Below are 20,540 nucleotides of genomic sequence, written 5' to 3'. Positions count from 1 at the left end.
TTTTCAAATATGGACTTAATCACATAATGCAAGTGTTGTTAAATGCTAATAATCAGAATGATATTGATATCTTTAAATTTTTGTCATGTACTTAGCATTGTTTTATATTTATTTTTTAGTTAAATCTTTATCATCATTAAATATTACCCGATATCCTTTTATTGAATTGCCGTCATCATCCCGGAAAGATATTTTGGGGAATCCCAAAGCAGTAAGGGCGGTTCCCAGTTTGGTGATTGTTATTTTGCTCTGGTCTTCTTTACGGATTTTGTTTCTTAATCGGGCGAATATTGCCGATGCGTTTAGTTTTTCCCCTTCGTCATTCGATTGTGGAACAGTTAAGTGCAGTTGTACAAACTTCATTGCCGATGTTTCGAACATATATCGCCGGTTGTATTCTTTGAAATCATCATAATCGGGCTGCTCAAACTTGTAATTGAATTCTGTTTCTTCGAACAGCGTCAGAGCCTCACTCCAAAGCTGATCAACGTCCACTACCTTCGAATATTCCCGGTCTATATCTTCCAGTTCGATAATACCCCAACGCCTGTAACCGTAACTATCGTGAAGGAATCCGCCTAATTCCTGATTGCGGTTTGTGGTAAATACAGCACACCCGATGCGGTCTTTATCCGTGGCAAATTCTTCGTGCCGGCGTTTGTTCAGTATCTTCCTGTCAGACATGCAGCTTTTGAAAGTGTCCACTGAGCGCGGGTTTACTCCGTTCAGTTCATCAAAATTTACTATCATATAGCGCGTGAATACATCTTCAATGTCAAATTTCTTATCGTCCTTACTCGATTTCACATAATATTCTTTCAGCATATCCGGTACAAAGAATTCTACCAGATGTGTTTTCCCAATCCCTTCGGAGCTGTGAATAAATCCGAGCGCAACATCATTCGGATATTTCCCGATCCAGCAAGCCACACAGGCGACAAACCATTTTTTTATAAGCTTGTTTGTACGTTCCCTGTAATATTCGGGCGTATTTTCTTCGAATACGCGCGGAATGATGTAATTGCAAAACTTATCTATCTGACTTTCTCCCTGCCATTTCTTCCGTACACTATCAAAATATTCCCGGATGGGATCACAGGGGGTTATATAGTTGGGGCTGCGAATTACCGTTCTGAGTATATCTTTGCTGACACTGTGCCCTTCCGATTTGAGGTGTAGCCATATATCACCGAAATCGGGCGGAAAAGAATATCTGCTTTCATCTTTGCATGTGATTTTAATTTTTGACGGGTCTTGTGCCGGTATGCGTATTTCGTAATGTTCCTGAAGGAATCCTACGATCTGTTTAATTTCATCCCTGAACATATCAGGGGTTGTTCCTTTTACATCAATTGGTTGGATTTGTCCCATATTCCGTGTTATCCCTTAATAGATTGTTATATAATTGTGGCTTGCCTGACAAAGCCATATTCCGCGCATAGTCGCCGGATGGATTTTGTTTCCACCGATTGCGGATCGTTACAATTATAATAAATAGTCCGCTCTTTTATTGAGACAGAAAAGCCTTGTGCCCTGACGCGGTATATAAGGCAATAGAGTTTATTTTTGTTGGTTGCCATCAGACTGGTTATTAATGAATTCCTCCCATTTTGCTCTTATTATACCCGGTATTTCTTCACGGCATCGCTCTTGGTATAGTTCCCATAATTCTTTGTCTTCGTATAAGCCGGCTACTTCGTTGTAAATCCTTTGCTTTTCTTTTGCTTCTGTCTCTTCCTTGATTTTTGCAAAATTCTCTTCCAGTTTTTGATAGAATTTATTAGCTATGCGGTTTCGCTCTTGATTATATACACTGAAACTAAAATATATACTCTGTGTGTTCATGCATCCATAAAACATACTTTCTTTGCCATATTCGGCCTGCGATATTTTTTCAAGTAATAGCTTCAAATCTGCCAGATAAAGATGCTTGTGGCTTTTATAAAGCATATATGCCGCGGCACTAGATTCAATCAAGGGTTTTACGCCAATAAATTTAGCCAGGTAACTTAGCCAGTCTTTGATATATTCTACTGCCCTGTTTTTATTGCTTGTAGAATACAATTCATCTATATCTGCAAGTGATACACGTTTCTTTGATATCGACTGTTCAATATATTCGATACCGGCAAAAGCAACAATAAGTCTTTCCGGGGAAAGTTCTTTTTGTAAGTCTTCATAGGTCGGATATTCTTTGAATAGGGTTTGTTGATGGGGTTTCATAATTATAAAAATGTATTTAATATCATTTCCTCTTATTTACTTCTTTCTGTAATACTTCCATATTTTCTTTGATGTAGTTCATAACATCAAGGTTTTGCTCATATATCCATAGAAGATACTTCGCTGGCACATTGGCCATTTTTTTTACTATCCCTTCTTGTCTGTTTGCGATGGGACTGATCATATGTATTATGGCATCGCTGACACCAGGCTTTTAGATTTTCGTAATCACAGTTTTCCGGGGTATGATCGAGATGAGCAACTGTGAGTATTACTTTGCTGCCGGTTATTGGATGGGGTTTGTAGTTTTCCGCCCCGCATCCTTCACATCTGTTATTTGCCCTGTTGAAGCGGATATCTTCCGATATCTGTTTCCAATTTTTCGGATAACGTGATTTATTTTCTGGTTTGATTGGCATGATTAATATTCTTCATGTTTTTCAGCAAGCATCATAGCAGCTATGCTATTCTCATATGAAGCATCAGCACAATGAGAACACAAGTCTTGATTTTCATCTACCCACCAGCAATTTCCATAATCAGGATGATAACATGCGCTAGTTTCTGTACATCCGCAAATCTGGCATTCACCAGGATATGATAATAAACTTTTCATGATTCAATCTTCTTTTAATTCTGCACCCTTAATGCTTACTGATAAAGAGATAAAATATATTGCATATAATATTATAATTATCATATATCCACCCGTTTCGCATTTACATCAAAGCTGCTTTGGTCTGCCTCTTCCACTTTACCCGGTTCCTCGCCTGTAAGTTGCTTTTCGGAAGGCTTATAAATACTTTTACTACCATGACAGATATAATATTCGAGAAACTCAATAGCCCGATGTTCGTTTTTATCCGCTAATTTATTTAACCTTCTAAGCATCATTAATTCACGTCGTGATGGAATATATTGTTTATGAGTTTCTTCCAGATATTCTTTATACAGTTTCCATGTATTAATAAATTCCGGGCTTTCAAAAGGTGATTTAATAGGAATGGGAGAAACTGGTTCAATCAGCTTATCAAATTCATTATGAAGCATGATAAGTTTATCCCATTCTTTTTTTGCTACCTGCATTGCTTTCGCATATTTACGATCTGTTATTCCGGTTATCAATTCCGCAAATACTTTATTATATTGCGCGAATCCTTTGGATAGATTTTCCCATTGAATTTTCATAACTGAATTACTTTTTTAGTCCCATCATAAAAATATTCATGCTTTTCAGTTGGTAATTGTATTAATTTCAACCAAAATCCTTCAGGTGTGGCTTCTTTAGCATATCTTTCGATAGTTTCGAATGATGTATCGTCCGGTAGGTCGGCTTCTGAACCTCTGAATAAATCCTCTAATCTGGGAACAAAAGGATTTTTGTGCATCCATGTAACTCTGACTTTCATAGGTTATATTTTTTTACCATGTCGAATAGTATATCATTCAACTTCTCATAGTTAAATAGGGGATGGGGGATGATTGCTATAGTACAGCTGCTCATTGCAGTAGAATATCGGTAATCAACAGAAAGAATTTTGCTACATTCGAGCAAATCAACCATAGACATTTCCACATAAAAGTTACATTCTATTTTTATCCGGGAAGCAATTCTATAAGTTTCATTATCTTTTGCAAGCAATTCTATTTCGTGAAAATTAGCTTTCCCAAATGGCGGAATATTTGCTAAATCCGGATTCGGTTTCCAGAATATTAATTTATCTTCTGGAATCATTTTATATTGAATTGTATTTCCTTTCTGGGTTATCCCGATGGTTTCCTTTTCCTTGCTGGATTTAATTGTAAAATTCATAATTATGCCTCCTTTCCTAATTCATTAATTCTTAATATGTGGCCTTTACCGCGTATGCTTTCAATTATTATATATGGGAAAGGTTTAAGTAAATACCTGAGTTTTGTAATATATACATCTAGTGATCGGGAAGAGAAATAATTATTTGAAGTCCATAAAGTATCTAATGTAGTATTGCGTTCAACTACATTGTTTTTGTTTTCCAGAAGTAAATTCAGTAAACAACTTTCTTTCTTAGTTAATTGTTTTACTTCCCCATTAACTGCAATAGTCCCTTTTTCTGCATCAAATTGTAATTGTTCCATAATTCAAATAAGTTTTAGTTAATATCTGTATTTGTCGCTATAATATTCTGTGTAAATATTCCCGCTCAACCGTTTTGAAGTTGTCGCTATTTAGTTTGTTGTAGAAGCTGGAGTATTGATATTCAAACTTTGCAAGAAATAGATTTCTCACCTCAGTTTTTTTCTTTTTTTCAAGTTTATCGTACTTCTGCTTAATTGTTAAATTTTCTTTTTCATTCTCCATAATCTAAATTTTAGTTTTATTTTAAGACTAACGCAAATATATCACGTAAATGTGATATCTCCAACATTTTTCTGTGATATTTTTTTTAAGAATATCACAGTTATCTAAAAATCAATTAAATACATTTGGAAATGGGAAATATTTTAGAAAATATCGAGGCTATAAGAAAAGAGAAAGGGCTTACGCAGGTTGCTATAGGCTCAATTCTTGGAGTTTCACAATCGGGGTATTCTAATTATATCACAAGAAATCGTGATATATACTATGATAAACTATCACAAATAGCAGATGCCCTAAATGTTCGTGTTATTGACATTATCACATATCCAAAAAAATATATAGATCCAGATACAATCATAGAAAATGCGCTATCTATCGAAGAGAAAGTAACACTTCAAATTGAATTAAAAAAAGAAAAAAGAGAGCAGGTTTTAAAGCTTGTCTTTGGAGAAAATAATTTAGAAATTTTAAATAAATAGTATTTGTGAGAGGACTCAAGAAAATATCCTTAGAAGAGGCTAAATCTTTTTTAGTGGAACATTATGATATAAAACAAACTTCAAAGGGTATCATGGTAACACCTAAGGATTCAACAAAATATCCTGTTTCAAACACAAAGGAACTTCGTTTGGATTTTTGGAGTAGAGGTCTTAAATCTCCTAGTATTATTAATCTGAAGTCAATAATTAAAGATATAGCAAGTACAGAAAAGATTATAAATGAACAAATTATATCTTATTGCAAATATAAAAAGATAAGGCAGATTGATTTCGAAAAAGCTGGTTATGCTTCTAAGCAAACAATAAGTAATATTTGGCATGGAAAGCAAAAACCCGGATGTGAATTTTTAGAACGATTTATATCCGAAAATAAGGATTTGAATGCCAGATGGCTATTTACCGGAATCGGGGAAATGATAGATAAAGGCGATCCGGCAAGTGAAGCAATGGTCAAATTCCTTTCTGAGCAATTAGAAAAAGTAGAAAAGGAAAACAAAGAATTGAATAGGGAAATAGGTGCATTAAAGGCTCAAATCAAAAAATAATAACAGACACTTATAAAAAAAATATTCATCGCAGGCAAAACAGACAGATTGTAATTGTCAGGATTAGAATTGTTTATTTGTGTAAAATCGAGTCCGATATGCTCCACAACTGATGTTGATATTCAGCGACTTATAAAATTTACACCTGATATTACACCCCAAAATGTAGTATCGGGTGTTGTTTTTGTTATATCTGTATGTTTAAATTCTCTCATAGGTTCTTACCGGACTCCAGCCACAAAAAAGCCTGCGAAATAAATCGCAGGCTTCTATTATCAAAATTAGTAATTATTTTATTCTCTGTCCTGATATTTATAATCAGCCAAAAGCTCCTGAAGGCGCTTTCTTGCAAAGAAAATACGGCTCTTGACTGTACCTATAGGCAATCCCAGTTGCTGAGCTATCTCTTCATATTTAAAACCTGATACATGCATCGAGAACGGAACTTTATATTCATCGGCAAAACCGTTTATTACTTTTACTATTTCAGCCACGGTATATGCTCCTTCGGGTGTATCAAATCCTGAATCCTGAGGCATATTCAGATGATACAGATTTTCGGTTTGGTCTATCATTGTCTGGCTGCGTACCACACGGCGATAGTTGTTCACAAATATATTATGCATAATAGTGAATACCCAACCTTTAAAATTCACATTCTCGTAATATTTTTCCTTATTATCTAATGCTCTTAAAGTAGTTTCTTGTAGTAAATCCTTTGCTTCTTCTCTGTTGGATGTCAGAGTAAGGGCAAAATTCAACATATTATTCTGCAAGTCTATCAACTTGTCTTCGAATCCTTTCTGAGTGTTACTTAGTGTTGCCATCTTTGTTAATTATTTAGTTGGCTAATCGTGTTAATTTATTATAGTTTTCAACTACAAGGTATGTTAAAACAACGCTTTGTTTTGTAATATCTTTTTGTTAAAACAAAATTACTTACTCTTTTCTTATTTAACTAAAAAAATATTCTTTAAGTATGAGAAATTTGTTAAAGTTGCTTTTGCGTATTTATATAGGATTGATTATCAATATTTTCTGTTAAATCAGGGCGATGGATATAAGGTATAAATTATTTCTATTAACTTAAAATAATTATAAGATATATTTTTAAGATCCCGCCAAAATGTCATTTGGGCTTTCTTTGGCATTTATTTTGCCTAACAAGTTCTAAAAACAAATATAGGAATAAAATAAATAAGAAATGGAAAAAAATGGTAAAATTGGGGTTACGACAGAAAATATTTTCCCCATCATCAAAAAATTTTTATACAGCGATCATGAAATATTTCTTCGCGAGCTGGTATCCAATGCTGTAGATGCTACTCAGAAGCTGAAAACTTATGCTTCTTTAGGCGAATTTAAAGGCGAACTTGGCAACCTTTTCGTCAGTGTATCCATCGATAAGGAAAAAGGTACGCTTACAATCTCAGATAGGGGAATCGGTATGACAAGCGAAGAAATAGACAAATACATCAACCAGATCGCTTTCTCTTCGGCCAATGAGTTCCTTGATAAATATAAGAAGGATGCCAATTCAATAATCGGCCATTTTGGTCTGGGTTTCTATTCTTCCTTTATGGTATCCAAAAAGGTGGAAATCATCACGAAGTCCTTTAAAGAAGGTGCTCAGGCTGTAAAATGGAGTTGCGATGGTTCTCCCGAATATACAATAGAGGCTGTGGATAAGGCTGACAGAGGTACCGATATTATATTGTATATAGATGATGAAAACAAAAACTTTCTGGAAAAGGGAGAGATAGATAAATTGCTGAAAAAATACTGCCGTTTCCTTCCTGTTTCTATTGTATTTGGCAAAAAAACGGAATGGAAAGACGGTAAATCGGAAGAAACTGACGAGGATAATGTAATCAATGACACAAATCCGCTATGGACACGCAAACCTGCCGACCTGAAAGATGAAGATTATAAGAAGTTCTATCAGGAACTGTATCCTTTTTCAGACGAACCTATGTTTTGGATACACCTGAATGTAGACTATCCGTTCAAACTTACCGGAATACTTTATTTCCCTCAGATAAAGAGTAATATAGACATGAATCGTAACAAAATACAGCTGTATAGCAATCAGGTTTTTGTTACCGATTCGGTCGAAGGTATTGTCCCTGAATTTCTTACCCTGATGCATGGGGTTCTCGATTCTCCGGATATCCCGTTGAATGTTTCCCGCTCATATCTGCAAAGCGACCAGAATGTGAAAAAAATATCCAACCACATTACCAAAAAGGTTGCTGACAGGCTGGAGGAAATATTCAAGAACAACCGTACTCAGTTTGAAGAAAAATGGGATAACCTCAAGCTGTTTATAGAATATGGTATGCTTACCGATGAGAAATTTTATGAACGTGCACAAAAGTTCTGCTTGTTGAAGAACACTGATGGCAAGGTATTTACTTTAGAGGAGTATAAAACGCTCATATCATCGGACCAGACAGACAAAGAGGGTAACCTTATTTATTTGTACGCAAGTAACAGCGATGACCAGTACTCTTATATAAACGCTGCCAAAGACAAGGGCTATGATGTAATATTGTTTGACGGGCAACTGGATGTACACATGGCAGGATTGCTCGAACAAAAGTTAGAAAAAAGCCGGTTTGTACGTGTAGACAGTGATACTGTGGATAATCTTATACTGAAACAAGATACGAAAGAAGTCAGCCTGACAGATAAGCAAAAGGAAGAATTAAGCGAAGCCTTTACTTCTCAATTGCCTAAGATAGACAAGACTGAGTTTACGGTCGATTATAAGGCGTTAGACGAAAAGTCTCAACCTATACAGATTACCCAGAACGAATTTATGCGCCGTATGAAAGAGATGTCCGCTATGCAGTCGGGTATGGGCTTTTATGGCGAAATGCCAAATAACTATAACCTTGTACTGAACATCGAACATCCGCTTATTAAGAAAATTATGAGCGACGTGGATGGCAAAGACAAGGAATCGGTAGACGCTTATGCCGGAGAAAACGCCAATATCCGCCAATTGATCGATTTAGCTTTATTATCTAATGGCATGCTGAAAGGCGAGGCATTGAATAATTTTGTTAAACGGAATATGGAGAATATCTGATATTTCGCATATACTACATAACAGAAAGGGTGTCAACCATAAGTTGACACCCTTTACTTATATATTGACTTAAAAACTAACGAATTATTAATAGCGTGCTTCTACGGCATTCCAGTCAATAATTTTCCACAGATCAGCCAAATGGTCGGCACGGCGGTTCTGATAGTCCAGATAATATGCATGTTCCCAAACATCGAAACCTAATAGTGGAGTCAGACCTTTTGTAATTGGGTTTCCTGCATTCGGTTCTTTTGTGATCTGCAATTTGCCTGCGCTATCCTTAGCCAGCCAAACCCAACCTGAACCGAACAAACCTGTACCTGCTGTTTGGAACTCTTTTTTGAAGTTTTCGAAAGAACCCCATTCAGCATTGATCGCATCGGCTAGCTTACCTTTAGGCTCACCGCCACCGTTAGGGCTGAAAGAGAGGAAGTATATATTGTGGTTCAATGTCTGGCCTGCGTTGTTAAATATAGCGCCATCGCTTTCTTTAACGATTGTTTCAAGGTCAGCATTTTCAAATTTAGTTCCCTGGATAAGGTTATTCAGGTTAGTAATATAAGTTTGAAGATGTTTTCCGTAATGTAACTCAATTGTTTGTTGACCGATTACTGGTTCTAATGCATTTGTTGCATAAGGCAACTTTGGTAATTCAAATTTCATAGTTTTTGTTTTTTGATTGTTATTATTTATATTTTGTGCTTTTACAGAGCCTATGAGCAGCCCCGAAAGCATTATACACGTAAAAATCATTCTTTTCATAATAGTGCTTTTTATCGTTGTGTACAAGTTTAACAACGACTAGTCTGAATTTGTTTATATATATAACGTTATTTGTTATCAATTGTTTTTAACAGTTTATTGTTAAAATCTATAACGGCTGAAAGAGAATAGGTTTAGAGTCTGTTTAAATTTTATAGCAAATCTTTTTTATAGCTATTTTTAGATGGATTTTATCATTTTTGTTAGCCGAACCAACGGTCAGCGGAGCTAATTAGCGGGCTAAACCAAGAGTAAAAAGGGAATTGAAAATCGGCGGAGCCAAAAATACGCTAGAAAGAGCATAAAAAAATGGCTAAGAACTATTGACCCGAACCTGTAATAAAAATTTTCGCTAAAATTTAAACAGGCTCTTAACATATAAATTAGTAGCAGGCAATAGAAATATATTTTCAGAATTAATATGTACTTTTGTTTGCATAAAATAAAAAAGCTGAATAGATGGTATTTTTAGATTCATCGTCCATTTTGTCGGAAGTAGTGGCAGAAAGCCATCAACTGATACCTGTAATCAATCGCTTCGGTATAAAATTAGGATTAGGAGATAAGACAATAGGCGATCTTTGCAAATCAGCGGATGTAAACACTGATTTTTTTCTTGCTATCTTAAATACTTTCCTCAATGAGGATTATTTTCCGGAAAAGAAATTACAGAAGTTTGATATTCAGCTTGTCATCAAGTACCTGAAACAGACCGATGCATACCTGCTTCACGGGCAGTTGTACAATCTGGAAAAGCACCTGAATGCTTTTATCTCGATGAGTGACCCTAATAATGCCCAAATGAAGCTTATTAGCAGGCTATTTTCCGAATTTAAGGGCGAATTGACCGGTCAAATCGAACAGGGATTAGTGAAAGGGGATACACCCTTAGCTCTGCTTACCGACCTGAAAAATATTATAATAAAGCATATTTCGGGCAATTTCAATGAGAATATGTGCTATGCTGTTATTTTTACTATCGACAGCTTCCAGAAAGATTTGGAAAAGCATAACCGTATCAGGGAAAAGATTTTGAAACCGATGATTGACGAACTCACGGCATCCGGTATTGAAGACCTACAGGAACTGATAGCCGAAAGCCATATCCTTAGAGAAAGTAAGATGCAGCCGTTGTCGCAACGGGAGATGGATGTACTGCGCCTTGTGGCTCTCGGGCTGCTGAACAAGGAAGTTGCCGACAAATTGAATATAAGCCTGAACACGGTACTTTCGCACCGGAAGAATATAACAGCTAAGCTGGGTATTAAAACTGTCTCTGGGCTTATCTTCTATTGCATTACACATGGGTATATTTCTGCCGATGAAATCGAACTGTAAAAGTCACAGATACACATTTATTTTTCAACCAGAGGTTACATCATTTAATTCTATCAGACTCTAAATATGGAAAAGAAAAACAGATTTTTATCATTTGAGCTTATTTTCGCTCTGTTATTGATTATTGCCTTTTTCCTGCCGTGGCTCGATAAATGGGGCGTGAAAATTGTAGGGTGGGATATTCCCGATTTACAAAAAAAACTGACACGGGTGGGGAATTTCTTTAAATTCTTTTCCAAGAATAAAGGCTGGATCTATAGTACCCATGTGGTGTATCTGGTTCCTGTACTCAGTGTTATCGTGATAGGATTCTGGCTTATGCTAAAGAAGAAAACCGCCCGGTTCTTTTTGTTGATAACCAGTATATTTGCTTTCGTAGTATCGCTTAATCTATTTTATAAATTGCCGGGGATAGGCAGCGGAGTCTATTTGCTTTGTGGAGCTTCTATTTTGTCACTTGTTTACTTGATCGTATCCCGCAAGAGGAAAGAAGATGAAACGGAACTGATAGATACACCTCCTGAGATAGATGGGGAAGAGATAGAATAAGACTATGGATATATAATAAAAATAACCCGGTTATAGCGCTATAACCGGGTTATTTTATTATCGTGAAGTATGTTTTATTTAGCTACTCTTTCGAGCCATTTAACCATAGATAGCATAACGATCATTGACAAGCCTGTTGCAATAACAAAAACCAACCAGCAAGTCCATAGTGGCACATGCATATATAGTATTCCGCCAATAAATAATATTGAATTTCCAATAGCTGTAGCTGCTAACCAGCATCCTTGCATCAAACCCTGTAAGTGCGGAGGTGCAACTTTTGAGACGAAAGATAGCCCAAGTGGCGATATAAACAGCTCTGCAACAGTGAGAATAAAATATAAGGTTATCATTACCCAGGGCGTAACCCTCATTGCATCTATTTCTGTTGGAGTCATCGTAGCCAAAGTCTCTTTAGCAGGTAGGGCTAAAGAAGCTACCATTAAGAAAACATAAGCCAGACAAGCAATTCCCATACCTATAGCAATTTTCATGGGTGTTGATGGCTCTTTATCTTTTTTCTTCATTGTTCCAAAGAACCACATGATAAATGGAGTAAGGAATACAACAAAAAACGGATTTACACTTTGAAAGATTTCCGCCCCTTTGATACTGGTAAATCCTAAATCAATATTGATTATTTCCAGATTGACATAGTCACGCGCAAAGTAAGAAAGTGAATATCCATTCTGATGAAAAGATAACCAGAAGAAAATAACAACTCCAAATACAGCAAATAGTGCATAAATACGTTGTCTTACCTCCTGAGCACTCATTTGTATTTCTTCTTTCGAAACAGTGGATGTGCCATCAACTGATGCTGGCCTTTTCATTGCCGGATCTGGGAACGATTTCTTATTTATACTATATATAATAAGAGAAACAAACATAGCTACTATTGCAGCTGCAAATGCATACTGAAAACCAGTGTTAAAAACATCCAGATAACTATTAGAGAAGGCTAAAAGATCTGTAACCGGAGTTTTATCCAACATTGCGCCGTTTGCATATTCCGTCAATTTAGAAATATTCGCAGATGACATGGAGCTTCCTTCAGCAATGTATTGATGGCACAATTCAGGCAAAGAACCGTTATAGTCAAAGTTATGTTGTTTAAGCCACCAGTTGCGTACTCCGATAGCTATAAACGGTGCGAAGATAGCCCCAATATTTATAAACATATAGAATATTTGAAATCCGGCGTCTCGTTTTTCCGAATATTGTGGGTTATCATACATTTGTCCTACCAATGCTTGGAGGTTTCCTTTAAATAGTCCGTTTCCGAATGAAATAACGAAAAGGCCTAAACAGGTTATAGCTAAATATAATCCTATGCTAGGAACCGGCGTAGGGGTGGGAATAGCAATAATGAGGTATCCGACAGCCATTAAGACAATTCCTGCAAAAATCGTTTCTTTATACTTCTTTGTTTTGTCAGCAATCAATCCGCCTACTAATGCTAATAGATAAATGGATGCATAAAATGCTGAATAAATATAACCTGTAGTCTGTTCAGATAGACCGAATTTAGAAGAAATGAAAAGAGCCAGAATAGCCATCATTATATAGAAACCAAAGCGTTCCCCCATATTAGACAATGATGCTGCTAATAAACCTTTAGGATGATTTTTAAACATACAATTATATTTAAGATTAATATTAAGATCGAGGATCTTTTTATATGATTCTGTTTTAAGCTATGCAAATGTAAGAAAACATAGCATACAATCTTATCTTTCTGCATATATTAAATAACATAAAAAGTACGATTAATTACTTTTTATGAAAATAAGATAGTTTTATTCTTATACACCAGCACACGTCTGTTGAGATGGTATTCGATGGCATTGGAGAGCACTATCTTTTCCAGATCCTGACCTTTACGAACCAGATTTTCTACACTGTCGCGGTGCGTAATGCGTGTAATATCCTGTTCGATGATAGGGCCGGCGTCAAGTTCCGCGGTAACATAGTGGCTTGTAGCCCCTATGATTTTCACACCACGTTCGTAGGCGGCATGGTAAGGCCTGGCTCCTACAAATGCAGGCAGGAAAGAATGATGTATATTGATTATCTTATTGGGATATGATTCTATAAACTTATCTGTCAATATCTGCATATAGCGCGCCAATACGATGAAATCGATCTTCTTCTCTTGTAATAATTCCAGTTGCCTGGCTTCTATCTCGTCTTTATTATCCTTGTTGAGTTTCAGTACATGATATTCGATACCAAACCGTTCGGCTACCCATCGCAGGTCTTCGTGGTTACTGACGATGACGGGTATCTCTACGTTCCATTCGCCTGCCGTATAGCGTGCCAGTATATCGAAGAGGCAGTGTGACATTTTGGAAACAAAAACGGCCATACGCGGGGTATAGTCGTTAAAGTATATTCGGAATGTCATAGTGTACTTGTTGGCGTATAACGTCTGGAAGTAGTCACTTATTTTCTCCTTCGGAATAATAAAGTTGGCCAAATCCCATTCTATACGCATGAAAAAAGCGTTTTCCTGTTTGTCGACGTGCTGTTCCAGATTGATAATGTTACCTCCGTTTATATTGATAAAATCAGTAACCGCGGCAACCAGACCGGGCTGGTCGGGAGATGATATTAAGATAATTGCGTGATTGTTAGTCATTTATTTAATAATTACAGCGTTGGCCGTTGACAATGGATAATTGATAGCTAATTCTCAATCGTCCATTGTCAACTTATTACACCTCGTCTTCTTCTACAACGAGGTTGTCAATAATAAATTCTTGCCTTTCGGGTGTATTTTTACCCATATAGAAATTAAGCATATTGCTTACCAAGTCTTCTTTTTTCATCGATACCCTGTCGAGGCGAATATCTTTGCCTATAAAATGCCTGAATTCATCGGGGGATATTTCTCCCAATCCTTTAAAGCGAGTTATCTCAGGATTGGCACCTAGTTTGTTTATCGCGTTTATACGCTCTTCCTCAGAGTAGCAATAGATTGTCTCTTTCTTATTCCGGACGCGGAAAAGCGGAGTTTGAAGGATATAAATATGGTTTTTCTTAATCAGGTCGGGGAAGAACTGCAAGAAGAAGGTCAGTATCAATAGGCGTATGTGCATACCGTCCGTATCGGCATCTGTTGCGATAATTATCTTGTTATAGCGCAACCCGTCCAGTCCGTCTTCAATGTTCAGAGCAGCCTGAAGCAGGTTGAATTCTTCATTTTCGTAAACTATCTTTTTTGTCAGTCCGAAGCTGTTCAGCGGTTTACCCCGAAGGCTGAATACGGCTTGCAGGTTAGGGTTACGGCTTTTGGTAATGGAACCGCTGGCGGAGTCCCCCTCTGTGATAAAGATACAAGTTTCGTCCAGGTTGTCGCCCTTGGTGTCGCTGTAGTGAATGCGGCAATCACGCAGTTTTTTATTATGCAGGTTCGCTTTCTTAGCACGTTCACGAGCCAGTTTGGTTACTCCGGCGATAGCCTTGCGCTCTTTTTCCGATTCCAGTATTTTCTTCAGCAATGCTTCGGATGTATCGGCATGCTTGTGCAAATAGTTGTCGAGTTCTTTCTTTAAAAAATCGCCGATGAACTTCTGAACCGAAGGTCCTCCCGGTCCCATATCTTTCGACCCGAGTTTGGTTTTAGTCTGCGATTCGAAGACCGGCTCTTCTACCTTTACACTGATAGCCGCTACGATACCGCTACGGATATCGGCATAATCGAAATTCTTATTGTAAAATTCTTTGGTAACACGGGATAAGGATTCACGAAAAGCTGACTGATGTGTCCCTCCCTGTGTGGTATGTTGACCGTTCACGAACGAATAGTATTCTTCGCCATACTGGTCGGAATGCGTTATTACTACCTCTATGTCCGTGTCTTTCAGGTGGATGATAGGGTATAAGGGTTCGGAGGTCATATATTCGTTCAGCAGGTCTACCAATCCGTTTTTAGAAAAGAATTTCTTTCCGTTATATGTGATTGTCAGGCCTGTGTTCAGGAATACATAATTCTTAAGAAGACCCTCTATAAAATCATCCCTGAAAATATAATTAGTGAAAATAGTTTCATCGGGAATAAACTCTATGAGTGTACCATTATCTTCGCCGGACGGACGTATGGCATCCTCTTTTACAACAAGCGCTCTGCTGTATTCTACAGAAGTAGTCTGCCCGTCGCGGAAACTTTGAATAAGAAAGTAAGACGAAAGGGCATTTACCGCTTTGATACCCACACCATTCAATCCTACCGATTTTTTGAAGGCTTTAGAGTCGTATTTGGCACCGGTATTCATCTTGGATGAAACATCTTTTACTTTCCCCAACGGAACGCCACGCCCGTGGTCACGTACCCTAACCATACCTTCTTCGATGGTTACATCAATGTTTTTCCCGAATCCCATCATATATTCGTCAATAGAGTTGTCGAGCACTTCTTTGAGAAGCACATACACACCATCGTCAGCAGACGAGCCGTCGCCCAACTTACCTATGTACATTCCCGGACGGCGGCGGATATGTTCCTGCCAATCCAGGGTTTTTATGTCGTCATCGGAATAATTTATTTCGGGTAGTTCGATCTTTTCTTCTTCTTCCATATATTTTTTTAATACCTCCTATGTAAATCGCGGCGTAAAAATATAAAAAAAAATCGGGAAGAAAAAGTCTTATTTTATCCCTTTCCATCTTAATTATTTTATTTAACGATTGCTGTTTACGATGAACTCATTTTGATTTTTTAACCACAGAGCCGCACAGAGTTTCACGGAGTATAATAATACTATTGTTTGATTTGTAGATAATTATGTATTCAATGATAAGATATGCGAATCAAGGGTTGCTTTGGGTTGCAGTATACTATTATAAATCAATCTTCTGTTTTGCAGTCAGGGTTCTAAGTCCACGAAGTGGGCTAATATGGATAACCACGGGTAAAGCCCGTGGCAAAAGCAGGTAGAAATAGACCGTCTCCGTAGGAGGCGAATGACATTTTTTTTTGCTATTTGCCTCCTACGGAGGCAAATTTTCCAGCCAGTTCCTGCCACGGGTTTTACCCGTGGTTATCCACCTTCAGTCCCTTCGGGACAATAAGTTACTGTGCTTTTTAACCCTTGATTCGCATAAGATATAAACAAATATCAAAAAAGATATTTATAAAAAACTCCGTGAAACTCCTTCTACTCCGTGGTTTTATAAAAAGTAGGGACGACTTCTATAAGGAATAATAGGGTTTCAAAAAAAATAATAAGGCTTTTGGGGATAGTATATTCCTATACCTGTACAAATTTTGCATCTGCATTTAAGAACTCAGTTTATCATACAGCATTTGTTCAAAATCCTTCATACTTGTATATCCCAGCTTATACCCAAGCCGTTGTTTAAATTTGTACAGGCTGCTTTGTGTATATCCTAGTATCAGCGATATATCGGGGGTAGGTATTTTGAGCAGGAATAAGCAGCACCACAGGATCTCTTTATAATTAATGTCAGGGAATTCATATTGCAGTTTTTCGGGCAGAAGATTGAGCGTCTTATTCATTTTTTCAATAAAGACTCTCTCATTACTGAATTTCAGTACCTCTTCGAATATTTCTTTCTTTATAAGCTCACGTTGTGTCAGTGTTGCCTTTTTACGCGCGCCGGCATATTTGTCCGATACCTTTTCCAGTTGCTGGTTTATCTCCAGTATCTGTATTTCCACAGTCTTTTTTATCTGTTCCTGTTTCTTTTCCAGTAATTCACTGGTTTCTTCCAGTCGTTCATGTTTCTCCTCCAGTTCGGCTTTGTATTGTTCGGCGGCATTTTTTTTCAATTTAAACCGTTTATATAGCAGGTAAGATACGGATAAACCTATCAGAAATAATACGATAGCTGCCGCGAGTAATATTCTCCGCTGGCTTTTAACTTTTTCCGAATGGTTATTTACCACCTGTATTTTTTCAACTGTTTTTATATCGGTTTGCCTGCTCAGAATGGCTATAGAATCTTCGATGTGTGCCAATTCGTTCATATAATGGGGGATAAGTTCATTTTCCCCTTTTTGTATGGCAATGCCTATCGCCAGCCTGTATATTTCTTCCTTATAGTATATATCCATATCTTCCTCGCTTGCCTTATGCATATAATATTCGGCAGAGTCGGTTTCTTCCATTATATAGTATGTCCGTGCCAGATTATACAGTCTCATAGACATGTTGGTGTCGAAAAAAGGGTAGTGGAGGCTCTGCTTTAAGTAGTAGACGGAAGAATCGGACATATTCATATTATAATATATATATCCCAGATTGTTTAATACATCTCCCTGTATTATGGAGTCGGTAGTCAAAGATAATGCCAGTTTATTGTAATATATCGCGCTGTCTGACCGCTCGTAGTATTGGTGGATATTTCCCATAACGGTATAGATGCCTGCCGTATTCTTCACTTCTCCTGTTTGTTCAAAACAGGCGACGGATTTGCGGTAATAGTCGAGCGCGTCATCGAAGTGATCCTGAAAACCCGATATACGTCCTAAATCGAAATATATCTTGCCCAGCAGGCTCGGGTCTTTCCCGTCTTTTGCCAGTTCGAGTGCGTTCAGCAGGTTCCGTGAGGTCGATTCATAATCGCGTATTTGAACAAAAGCACGTGCCTTATACAAGTAGCAATGTGCCAGCCTGTTTTTTTGATTTGTTTGTGTATAATAGTTAATCGAGAATTCTAATCTGTCGTCGCATTCTATTACTTCCGCTTTTTTGTCGCGAGCCTGTATGTAGAGCATTGCAAATAATGCTTTGTCGGCATCGCTCATGTCTTCATAATCGTCTTTCAGGTTTTCCAGAATCATGAGGGACGAGTCGTAAGCTAATGGCATTAGCTTTTCAGCATGTTCGAGTTCTACATGGTTATTCTTACTGCAAGATGCGAGGCATAGTAAAAAAAGAAGTAGTATGGTCTGTATTTTCATTCTATAATTTTGTTTTTAAAGGATGCATGGAAACCCGCATGGCAAATTTTTAACCGGCTCGGCGAATTTTATCGATCCATGCCTGTTTCCGCACCTAAGTAAAAACATCCGAAAGGGTTTTATGTAATATTTAATGGTAATTAGCTGTTGTCGTTTTATATAATAACAGTGATATGCTTGTGATCTCATTAGTCGAAAACGAGTACAAATATGCAAAATCTATCCGAATGAAAAAAGCCTGTCAGGTACCAATCGGGGTATTTTATTTAGGGCAAAAGCCTCCTTGTCCTAATTTGTGTAATTGCCCTAGTCTTATATTTCTGTTTTTGTGTTGGTTAGCGGTAAGCCCTGTCTTAAATTAGAAAGTGGTTTTTCTTGTTGTTTTAACATTTAGAAACTAATTTTGAATCTCAGAATCCGGTATGAATAAACACATTTTCCATAAATAAATGATGATAGATTTTTTACAAATTACATTAATTAAAAACTAAATTTTAAAGACTATGATTTACGGTATTACACTTATCATTTTGGGCCTTTTGGCATCGCCGTCACTATTATTAAGTAAGAAACCTAACGCGAAGGAATTGCTGGATAAACTGGTTCCTTATCAGGGTTGGATAGGTATTGTATTCTGCTTTTGGGGTATCTGGGGTATTATTTCATGTATACTCAATATAGGTATCCTTACATCGCATCCTATCTGGTGGATTACATGGTTGCTTTGTTCTGTGGCGGAGGCTTTACTCGGGTTCCTTCTGGGTTACGGCCTGATCGTTAAATATGTGTTAAGCAAAAATGAAACAGCTAAGGAAAAGGGCGCCCAGATGTTGGCAAAACTGCAACCAATGCAGGGCAAATTAGGCCTGTTCGGAATCATCATGGGGCTATGGTCTATTATCTGCAGCATTTTATTTTACGTATAAATGATTATACACAAACTCTACGGCTAATTAACTACACTTTACTTTGGGGAATGTGCTTCTAAGATATTTAGAGGCACATTACCTGTTTGTTTTCCTAACAGTTGCTAAGGCGGGGACAAACTGCTGCCTCTACATAATCGCCTCAGTTATTATCATTTTCCTACAAATTTATCTAGTAAGTAATCAGTGCAAACCATAAAATTGTTGAACCTCTATCGAAGGTCTGCAGGGGCGGGCTCTGGCCCACAATGACAATAGATTTCAAAAAGGCGGAAATTTGCAATAATGAGGCGGAAATTTGCAATGATTTTTCACCGAATTACGTTAACCTGCATCAGCGAATGTCGTTTTCCTTATGTAGGGGCAGTGGTTTGTCCCTGCTCTACAGATTGGGTAACCACAAGGGTTACCTCTATATAAGGAAGATGGAATCTATGATGAAAGTAACGATTGAAAACTATATAATATTAGTCACTTTTGTCACTTTTTGTCGTACATTTGTACTATTCAACAAAAGCAAAGTCTATGAAAAAAGTAGCTATTCTGGGTATTGATATCCAAAACGATTTTACGCTGCCTACAGGAGCTTTATTTGTGAAAGGGGCGGATGCTGATGTGAAACGCATGGCTGATTTCGTATTGAATAATCAGGAAAAAATCTCTTATATCGCGCTTACACTGGATTCTCATCAACCTATACACGTTGCCCATCAGTGTTACTGGAAGGGGGAAAGCGGAAATCGTCCGGCTCTGTTTTCCACTATCAGCGCCTCAGATGTGAGGAAAGGAGTATGGATAGCCCAATACAATGCCGATATGGCTCTCACTTACCTAGAACAACTTGAAGCTAAAGATGAGGTTTGTACAATATGGCCGATGCATTGTATTCTGGGAACGGACGGATGGGCGATAAACAAGACCTTAACGGATTGCCTGACCGAATGGGCTATAGATAACGGCCGTGCTTACGAACTGTTCTATAAGGGCTATTCCCAATCGACAGAACATTACAGTATTTTCAGGGCGGCGGTAGAGTGGGAGAGTGAACCCGAAACTTATCTGAATACAAAGTTACTCTCCATATTAAATAACTTTGATGAAGTACTCCTGATGGGGGAGGCTGCCGATTACTGCGTAGCCAACTCATTGGATGATATACTGGATGAATGCAGTGAACTTGCAAGGAAGATAGTGGTGATGACCGATTGCATGTCGTGGATCAATCAGGACAATAGAAGGGCTGAGGCTATATTTGAGAAAGCCGGTAGACAGGGCGTTAGGTTCTTGCAATCGACAGAATATACGTTCTGAACGGTAATGAACAGGTACAAAAG

At 37.5% G+C, this 20,540-nt stretch carries 22 protein-coding genes; 7 read left to right on the top strand and 15 right to left on the bottom strand.

Translation table 11 applies throughout. The annotated features are described in order from the left end of the window. Window positions 1-108: 108 nt before the first annotated feature. From D0T84_RS13930 to D0T84_RS13890, 9 genes are all read right to left on the bottom strand, one after another. A complete protein-coding gene (locus D0T84_RS13930) occupies window positions 109-1,371 on the bottom strand; it encodes a VapE domain-containing protein (protein ID WP_163308470.1) in 1,263 nt (420 codons plus the stop codon). Window positions 1,372-1,397: 26 nt separating this feature from the next. Further along, window positions 1,398-1,580 (bottom strand): hypothetical protein, encoded by a 183-nt coding sequence (locus D0T84_RS13925; protein WP_163308469.1) that lies wholly within the window; start codon window positions 1,578-1,580, stop codon window positions 1,398-1,400. Beyond that, entirely contained in the window at window positions 1,561-2,223 is a 663-nt protein-coding gene (locus D0T84_RS13920) for a hypothetical protein (RefSeq protein WP_163308468.1), read from the bottom strand. Before D0T84_RS13920 ends, D0T84_RS13925 begins: the two co-directional genes overlap by 20 nt. 98 nt (window positions 2,224-2,321) lie before the next feature. Then, entirely contained in the window at window positions 2,322-2,642 is a 321-nt protein-coding gene (locus D0T84_RS13915; protein ID WP_163308467.1) for a hypothetical protein, read from the bottom strand. A gap of 2 nt (window positions 2,643-2,644) precedes the next feature. Then, entirely contained in the window at window positions 2,645-2,839 is a 195-nt protein-coding gene (locus D0T84_RS13910) for a hypothetical protein (RefSeq protein ID WP_221413138.1), read from the bottom strand. 80 nt (window positions 2,840-2,919) lie between these two features. Beyond that, a complete protein-coding gene (locus D0T84_RS13905; RefSeq protein WP_163308466.1) occupies window positions 2,920-3,411 on the bottom strand; it encodes a hypothetical protein in 492 nt (163 codons plus the stop codon). After that, window positions 3,408-3,632, bottom strand: a complete 225-nt coding sequence (locus tag D0T84_RS13900) for a hypothetical protein (protein WP_163308465.1) — start codon at window positions 3,630-3,632, stop codon at window positions 3,408-3,410. Before D0T84_RS13900 ends, D0T84_RS13905 begins: the two co-directional genes overlap by 4 nt. Beyond that, a complete protein-coding gene (locus D0T84_RS13895) occupies window positions 3,629-4,036 on the bottom strand; it encodes a hypothetical protein (protein ID WP_163308464.1) in 408 nt (135 codons plus the stop codon). Before D0T84_RS13895 ends, D0T84_RS13900 begins: the two co-directional genes overlap by 4 nt. A 2-nt stretch (window positions 4,037-4,038) precedes the next feature. Further along, entirely contained in the window at window positions 4,039-4,341 is a 303-nt protein-coding gene (locus D0T84_RS13890; RefSeq protein WP_163308463.1) for a winged helix-turn-helix domain-containing protein, read from the bottom strand. A 354-nt stretch (window positions 4,342-4,695) separates the two neighbouring features. On the opposite strand from D0T84_RS13890, the gene D0T84_RS13885 reads away from it, so the two are divergent. Both D0T84_RS13885 and D0T84_RS13880 read left to right on the top strand, forming a co-directional pair. After that, window positions 4,696-5,043 (top strand): helix-turn-helix domain-containing protein, encoded by a 348-nt coding sequence (locus D0T84_RS13885; RefSeq protein WP_163308462.1) that lies wholly within the window; start codon window positions 4,696-4,698, stop codon window positions 5,041-5,043. 5 nt (window positions 5,044-5,048) lie between these two features. Continuing rightward, window positions 5,049-5,609, top strand: coding sequence for a hypothetical protein (locus tag D0T84_RS13880; RefSeq protein WP_163308461.1), 561 nt, complete (start codon window positions 5,049-5,051; stop codon window positions 5,607-5,609). A gap of 293 nt (window positions 5,610-5,902) precedes the next feature. On the opposite strand, the gene D0T84_RS13875 is transcribed toward D0T84_RS13880, so the two are convergent. Beyond that, complete coding sequence (locus D0T84_RS13875) at window positions 5,903-6,436, bottom strand: RNA polymerase sigma factor (protein WP_163308460.1); 534 nt, start codon at window positions 6,434-6,436, stop codon at window positions 5,903-5,905. Window positions 6,437-6,813: 377 nt separating this feature from the next. Here D0T84_RS13875 and htpG point away from each other — a divergent pair, with 377 nt between their 5' ends. Continuing rightward, window positions 6,814-8,703, top strand: coding sequence for a molecular chaperone HtpG (htpG, locus tag D0T84_RS13870; RefSeq protein WP_163308459.1), 1,890 nt, complete (start codon window positions 6,814-6,816; stop codon window positions 8,701-8,703). A gap of 87 nt (window positions 8,704-8,790) precedes the next feature. On the opposite strand, the gene D0T84_RS13865 is transcribed toward htpG, so the two are convergent. Next, window positions 8,791-9,366, bottom strand: a complete 576-nt coding sequence (locus D0T84_RS13865) for a superoxide dismutase (RefSeq protein WP_185155744.1) — start codon at window positions 9,364-9,366, stop codon at window positions 8,791-8,793. A gap of 558 nt (window positions 9,367-9,924) precedes the next feature. Between D0T84_RS13865 and D0T84_RS13860 the strand changes: the two genes are divergently transcribed. Together D0T84_RS13860 and D0T84_RS13855 are read left to right on the top strand one after the other, a co-directional pair. Continuing rightward, a complete protein-coding gene (locus D0T84_RS13860) occupies window positions 9,925-10,803 on the top strand; it encodes a helix-turn-helix transcriptional regulator (protein ID WP_163308458.1) in 879 nt (292 codons plus the stop codon). A 66-nt stretch (window positions 10,804-10,869) separates the two neighbouring features. Beyond that, window positions 10,870-11,352, top strand: a complete 483-nt coding sequence (locus D0T84_RS13855; protein WP_163308457.1) for a hypothetical protein — start codon at window positions 10,870-10,872, stop codon at window positions 11,350-11,352. Window positions 11,353-11,426: 74 nt separating this feature from the next. Here the strand turns inward: D0T84_RS13855 and D0T84_RS13850 are convergent, their stop codons facing one another. From D0T84_RS13850 to D0T84_RS13835, 4 genes are all read right to left on the bottom strand, one after another. Continuing rightward, window positions 11,427-12,989, bottom strand: a complete 1,563-nt coding sequence (locus D0T84_RS13850; RefSeq protein ID WP_163308456.1) for a peptide MFS transporter — start codon at window positions 12,987-12,989, stop codon at window positions 11,427-11,429. A 143-nt stretch (window positions 12,990-13,132) separates the two neighbouring features. Then, window positions 13,133-13,993: a formyltetrahydrofolate deformylase gene (gene purU / locus D0T84_RS13845; RefSeq protein ID WP_163308455.1), complete on the bottom strand. Its 861-nt coding sequence runs from the start codon at window positions 13,991-13,993 to the stop codon at window positions 13,133-13,135. A gap of 76 nt (window positions 13,994-14,069) precedes the next feature. Beyond that, complete coding sequence (locus tag D0T84_RS13840; protein ID WP_163308454.1) at window positions 14,070-15,932, bottom strand: DNA topoisomerase IV subunit B; 1,863 nt, start codon at window positions 15,930-15,932, stop codon at window positions 14,070-14,072. A gap of 701 nt (window positions 15,933-16,633) precedes the next feature. Then, window positions 16,634-18,280: a hypothetical protein gene (locus D0T84_RS13835; protein WP_163308453.1), complete on the bottom strand. Its 1,647-nt coding sequence runs from the start codon at window positions 18,278-18,280 to the stop codon at window positions 16,634-16,636. Window positions 18,281-18,783: 503 nt separating this feature from the next. On the opposite strand from D0T84_RS13835, the gene D0T84_RS13830 reads away from it, so the two are divergent. Further along, window positions 18,784-19,206 (top strand): hypothetical protein, encoded by a 423-nt coding sequence (locus D0T84_RS13830; protein WP_163308452.1) that lies wholly within the window; start codon window positions 18,784-18,786, stop codon window positions 19,204-19,206. Between the two features lie 525 nt (window positions 19,207-19,731). Next, window positions 19,732-20,517 (top strand): hypothetical protein, encoded by a 786-nt coding sequence (locus D0T84_RS13825; RefSeq protein WP_163308451.1) that lies wholly within the window; start codon window positions 19,732-19,734, stop codon window positions 20,515-20,517. The last annotated feature ends 23 nt before the right edge of the window (window positions 20,518-20,540 follow it).

The sequence above is a fragment of the Dysgonomonas sp. 521 genome (genome assembly GCF_010501055.1).
Classification (GTDB): domain Bacteria; phylum Bacteroidota; class Bacteroidia; order Bacteroidales; family Dysgonomonadaceae; genus Dysgonomonas.
The sequence above is the reverse complement of the archived record's forward strand: the minus strand, read 5'-3'. Positions and strand labels throughout refer to the sequence as shown.

Coding starts and splice junctions, on each gene's coding strand:
- D0T84_RS13930 (WP_163308470.1), bottom strand. CDS start 1,371: ATGGGACAAATCCAACCAATTGATGTAAAAGGAACAACCCCTGATATG.
- D0T84_RS13925 (WP_163308469.1), bottom strand. CDS start 1,580: ATGGCAACCAACAAAAATAAACTCTATTGCCTTATATACCGCGTCAGG.
- D0T84_RS13920 (WP_163308468.1), bottom strand. CDS start 2,223: ATGAAACCCCATCAACAAACCCTATTCAAAGAATATCCGACCTATGAA.
- D0T84_RS13915 (WP_163308467.1), bottom strand. CDS start 2,642: ATGCCAATCAAACCAGAAAATAAATCACGTTATCCGAAAAATTGGAAA.
- D0T84_RS13910 (WP_221413138.1), bottom strand. CDS start 2,839: ATGAAAAGTTTATTATCATATCCTGGTGAATGCCAGATTTGCGGATGT.
- D0T84_RS13905 (WP_163308466.1), bottom strand. CDS start 3,411: ATGAAAATTCAATGGGAAAATCTATCCAAAGGATTCGCGCAATATAAT.
- D0T84_RS13900 (WP_163308465.1), bottom strand. CDS start 3,632: ATGAAAGTCAGAGTTACATGGATGCACAAAAATCCTTTTGTTCCCAGA.
- D0T84_RS13895 (WP_163308464.1), bottom strand. CDS start 4,036: ATGAATTTTACAATTAAATCCAGCAAGGAAAAGGAAACCATCGGGATA.
- D0T84_RS13890 (WP_163308463.1), bottom strand. CDS start 4,341: ATGGAACAATTACAATTTGATGCAGAAAAAGGGACTATTGCAGTTAAT.
- D0T84_RS13885 (WP_163308462.1), top strand. CDS start 4,696: ATGGGAAATATTTTAGAAAATATCGAGGCTATAAGAAAAGAGAAAGGG.
- D0T84_RS13875 (WP_163308460.1), bottom strand. CDS start 6,436: ATGGCAACACTAAGTAACACTCAGAAAGGATTCGAAGACAAGTTGATA.
- htpG (WP_163308459.1), top strand. CDS start 6,814: ATGGAAAAAAATGGTAAAATTGGGGTTACGACAGAAAATATTTTCCCC.
- D0T84_RS13865 (WP_185155744.1), bottom strand. CDS start 9,366: ATGAAATTTGAATTACCAAAGTTGCCTTATGCAACAAATGCATTAGAA.
- D0T84_RS13860 (WP_163308458.1), top strand. CDS start 9,925: ATGGTATTTTTAGATTCATCGTCCATTTTGTCGGAAGTAGTGGCAGAA.
- D0T84_RS13855 (WP_163308457.1), top strand. CDS start 10,870: ATGGAAAAGAAAAACAGATTTTTATCATTTGAGCTTATTTTCGCTCTG.
- D0T84_RS13850 (WP_163308456.1), bottom strand. CDS start 12,989: ATGTTTAAAAATCATCCTAAAGGTTTATTAGCAGCATCATTGTCTAAT.
- purU (WP_163308455.1), bottom strand. CDS start 13,993: ATGACTAACAATCACGCAATTATCTTAATATCATCTCCCGACCAGCCC.
- D0T84_RS13840 (WP_163308454.1), bottom strand. CDS start 15,932: ATGGAAGAAGAAGAAAAGATCGAACTACCCGAAATAAATTATTCCGAT.
- D0T84_RS13835 (WP_163308453.1), bottom strand. CDS start 18,280: ATGAAAATACAGACCATACTACTTCTTTTTTTACTATGCCTCGCATCT.
- D0T84_RS13830 (WP_163308452.1), top strand. CDS start 18,784: ATGATTTACGGTATTACACTTATCATTTTGGGCCTTTTGGCATCGCCG.
- D0T84_RS13825 (WP_163308451.1), top strand. CDS start 19,732: ATGAAAAAAGTAGCTATTCTGGGTATTGATATCCAAAACGATTTTACG.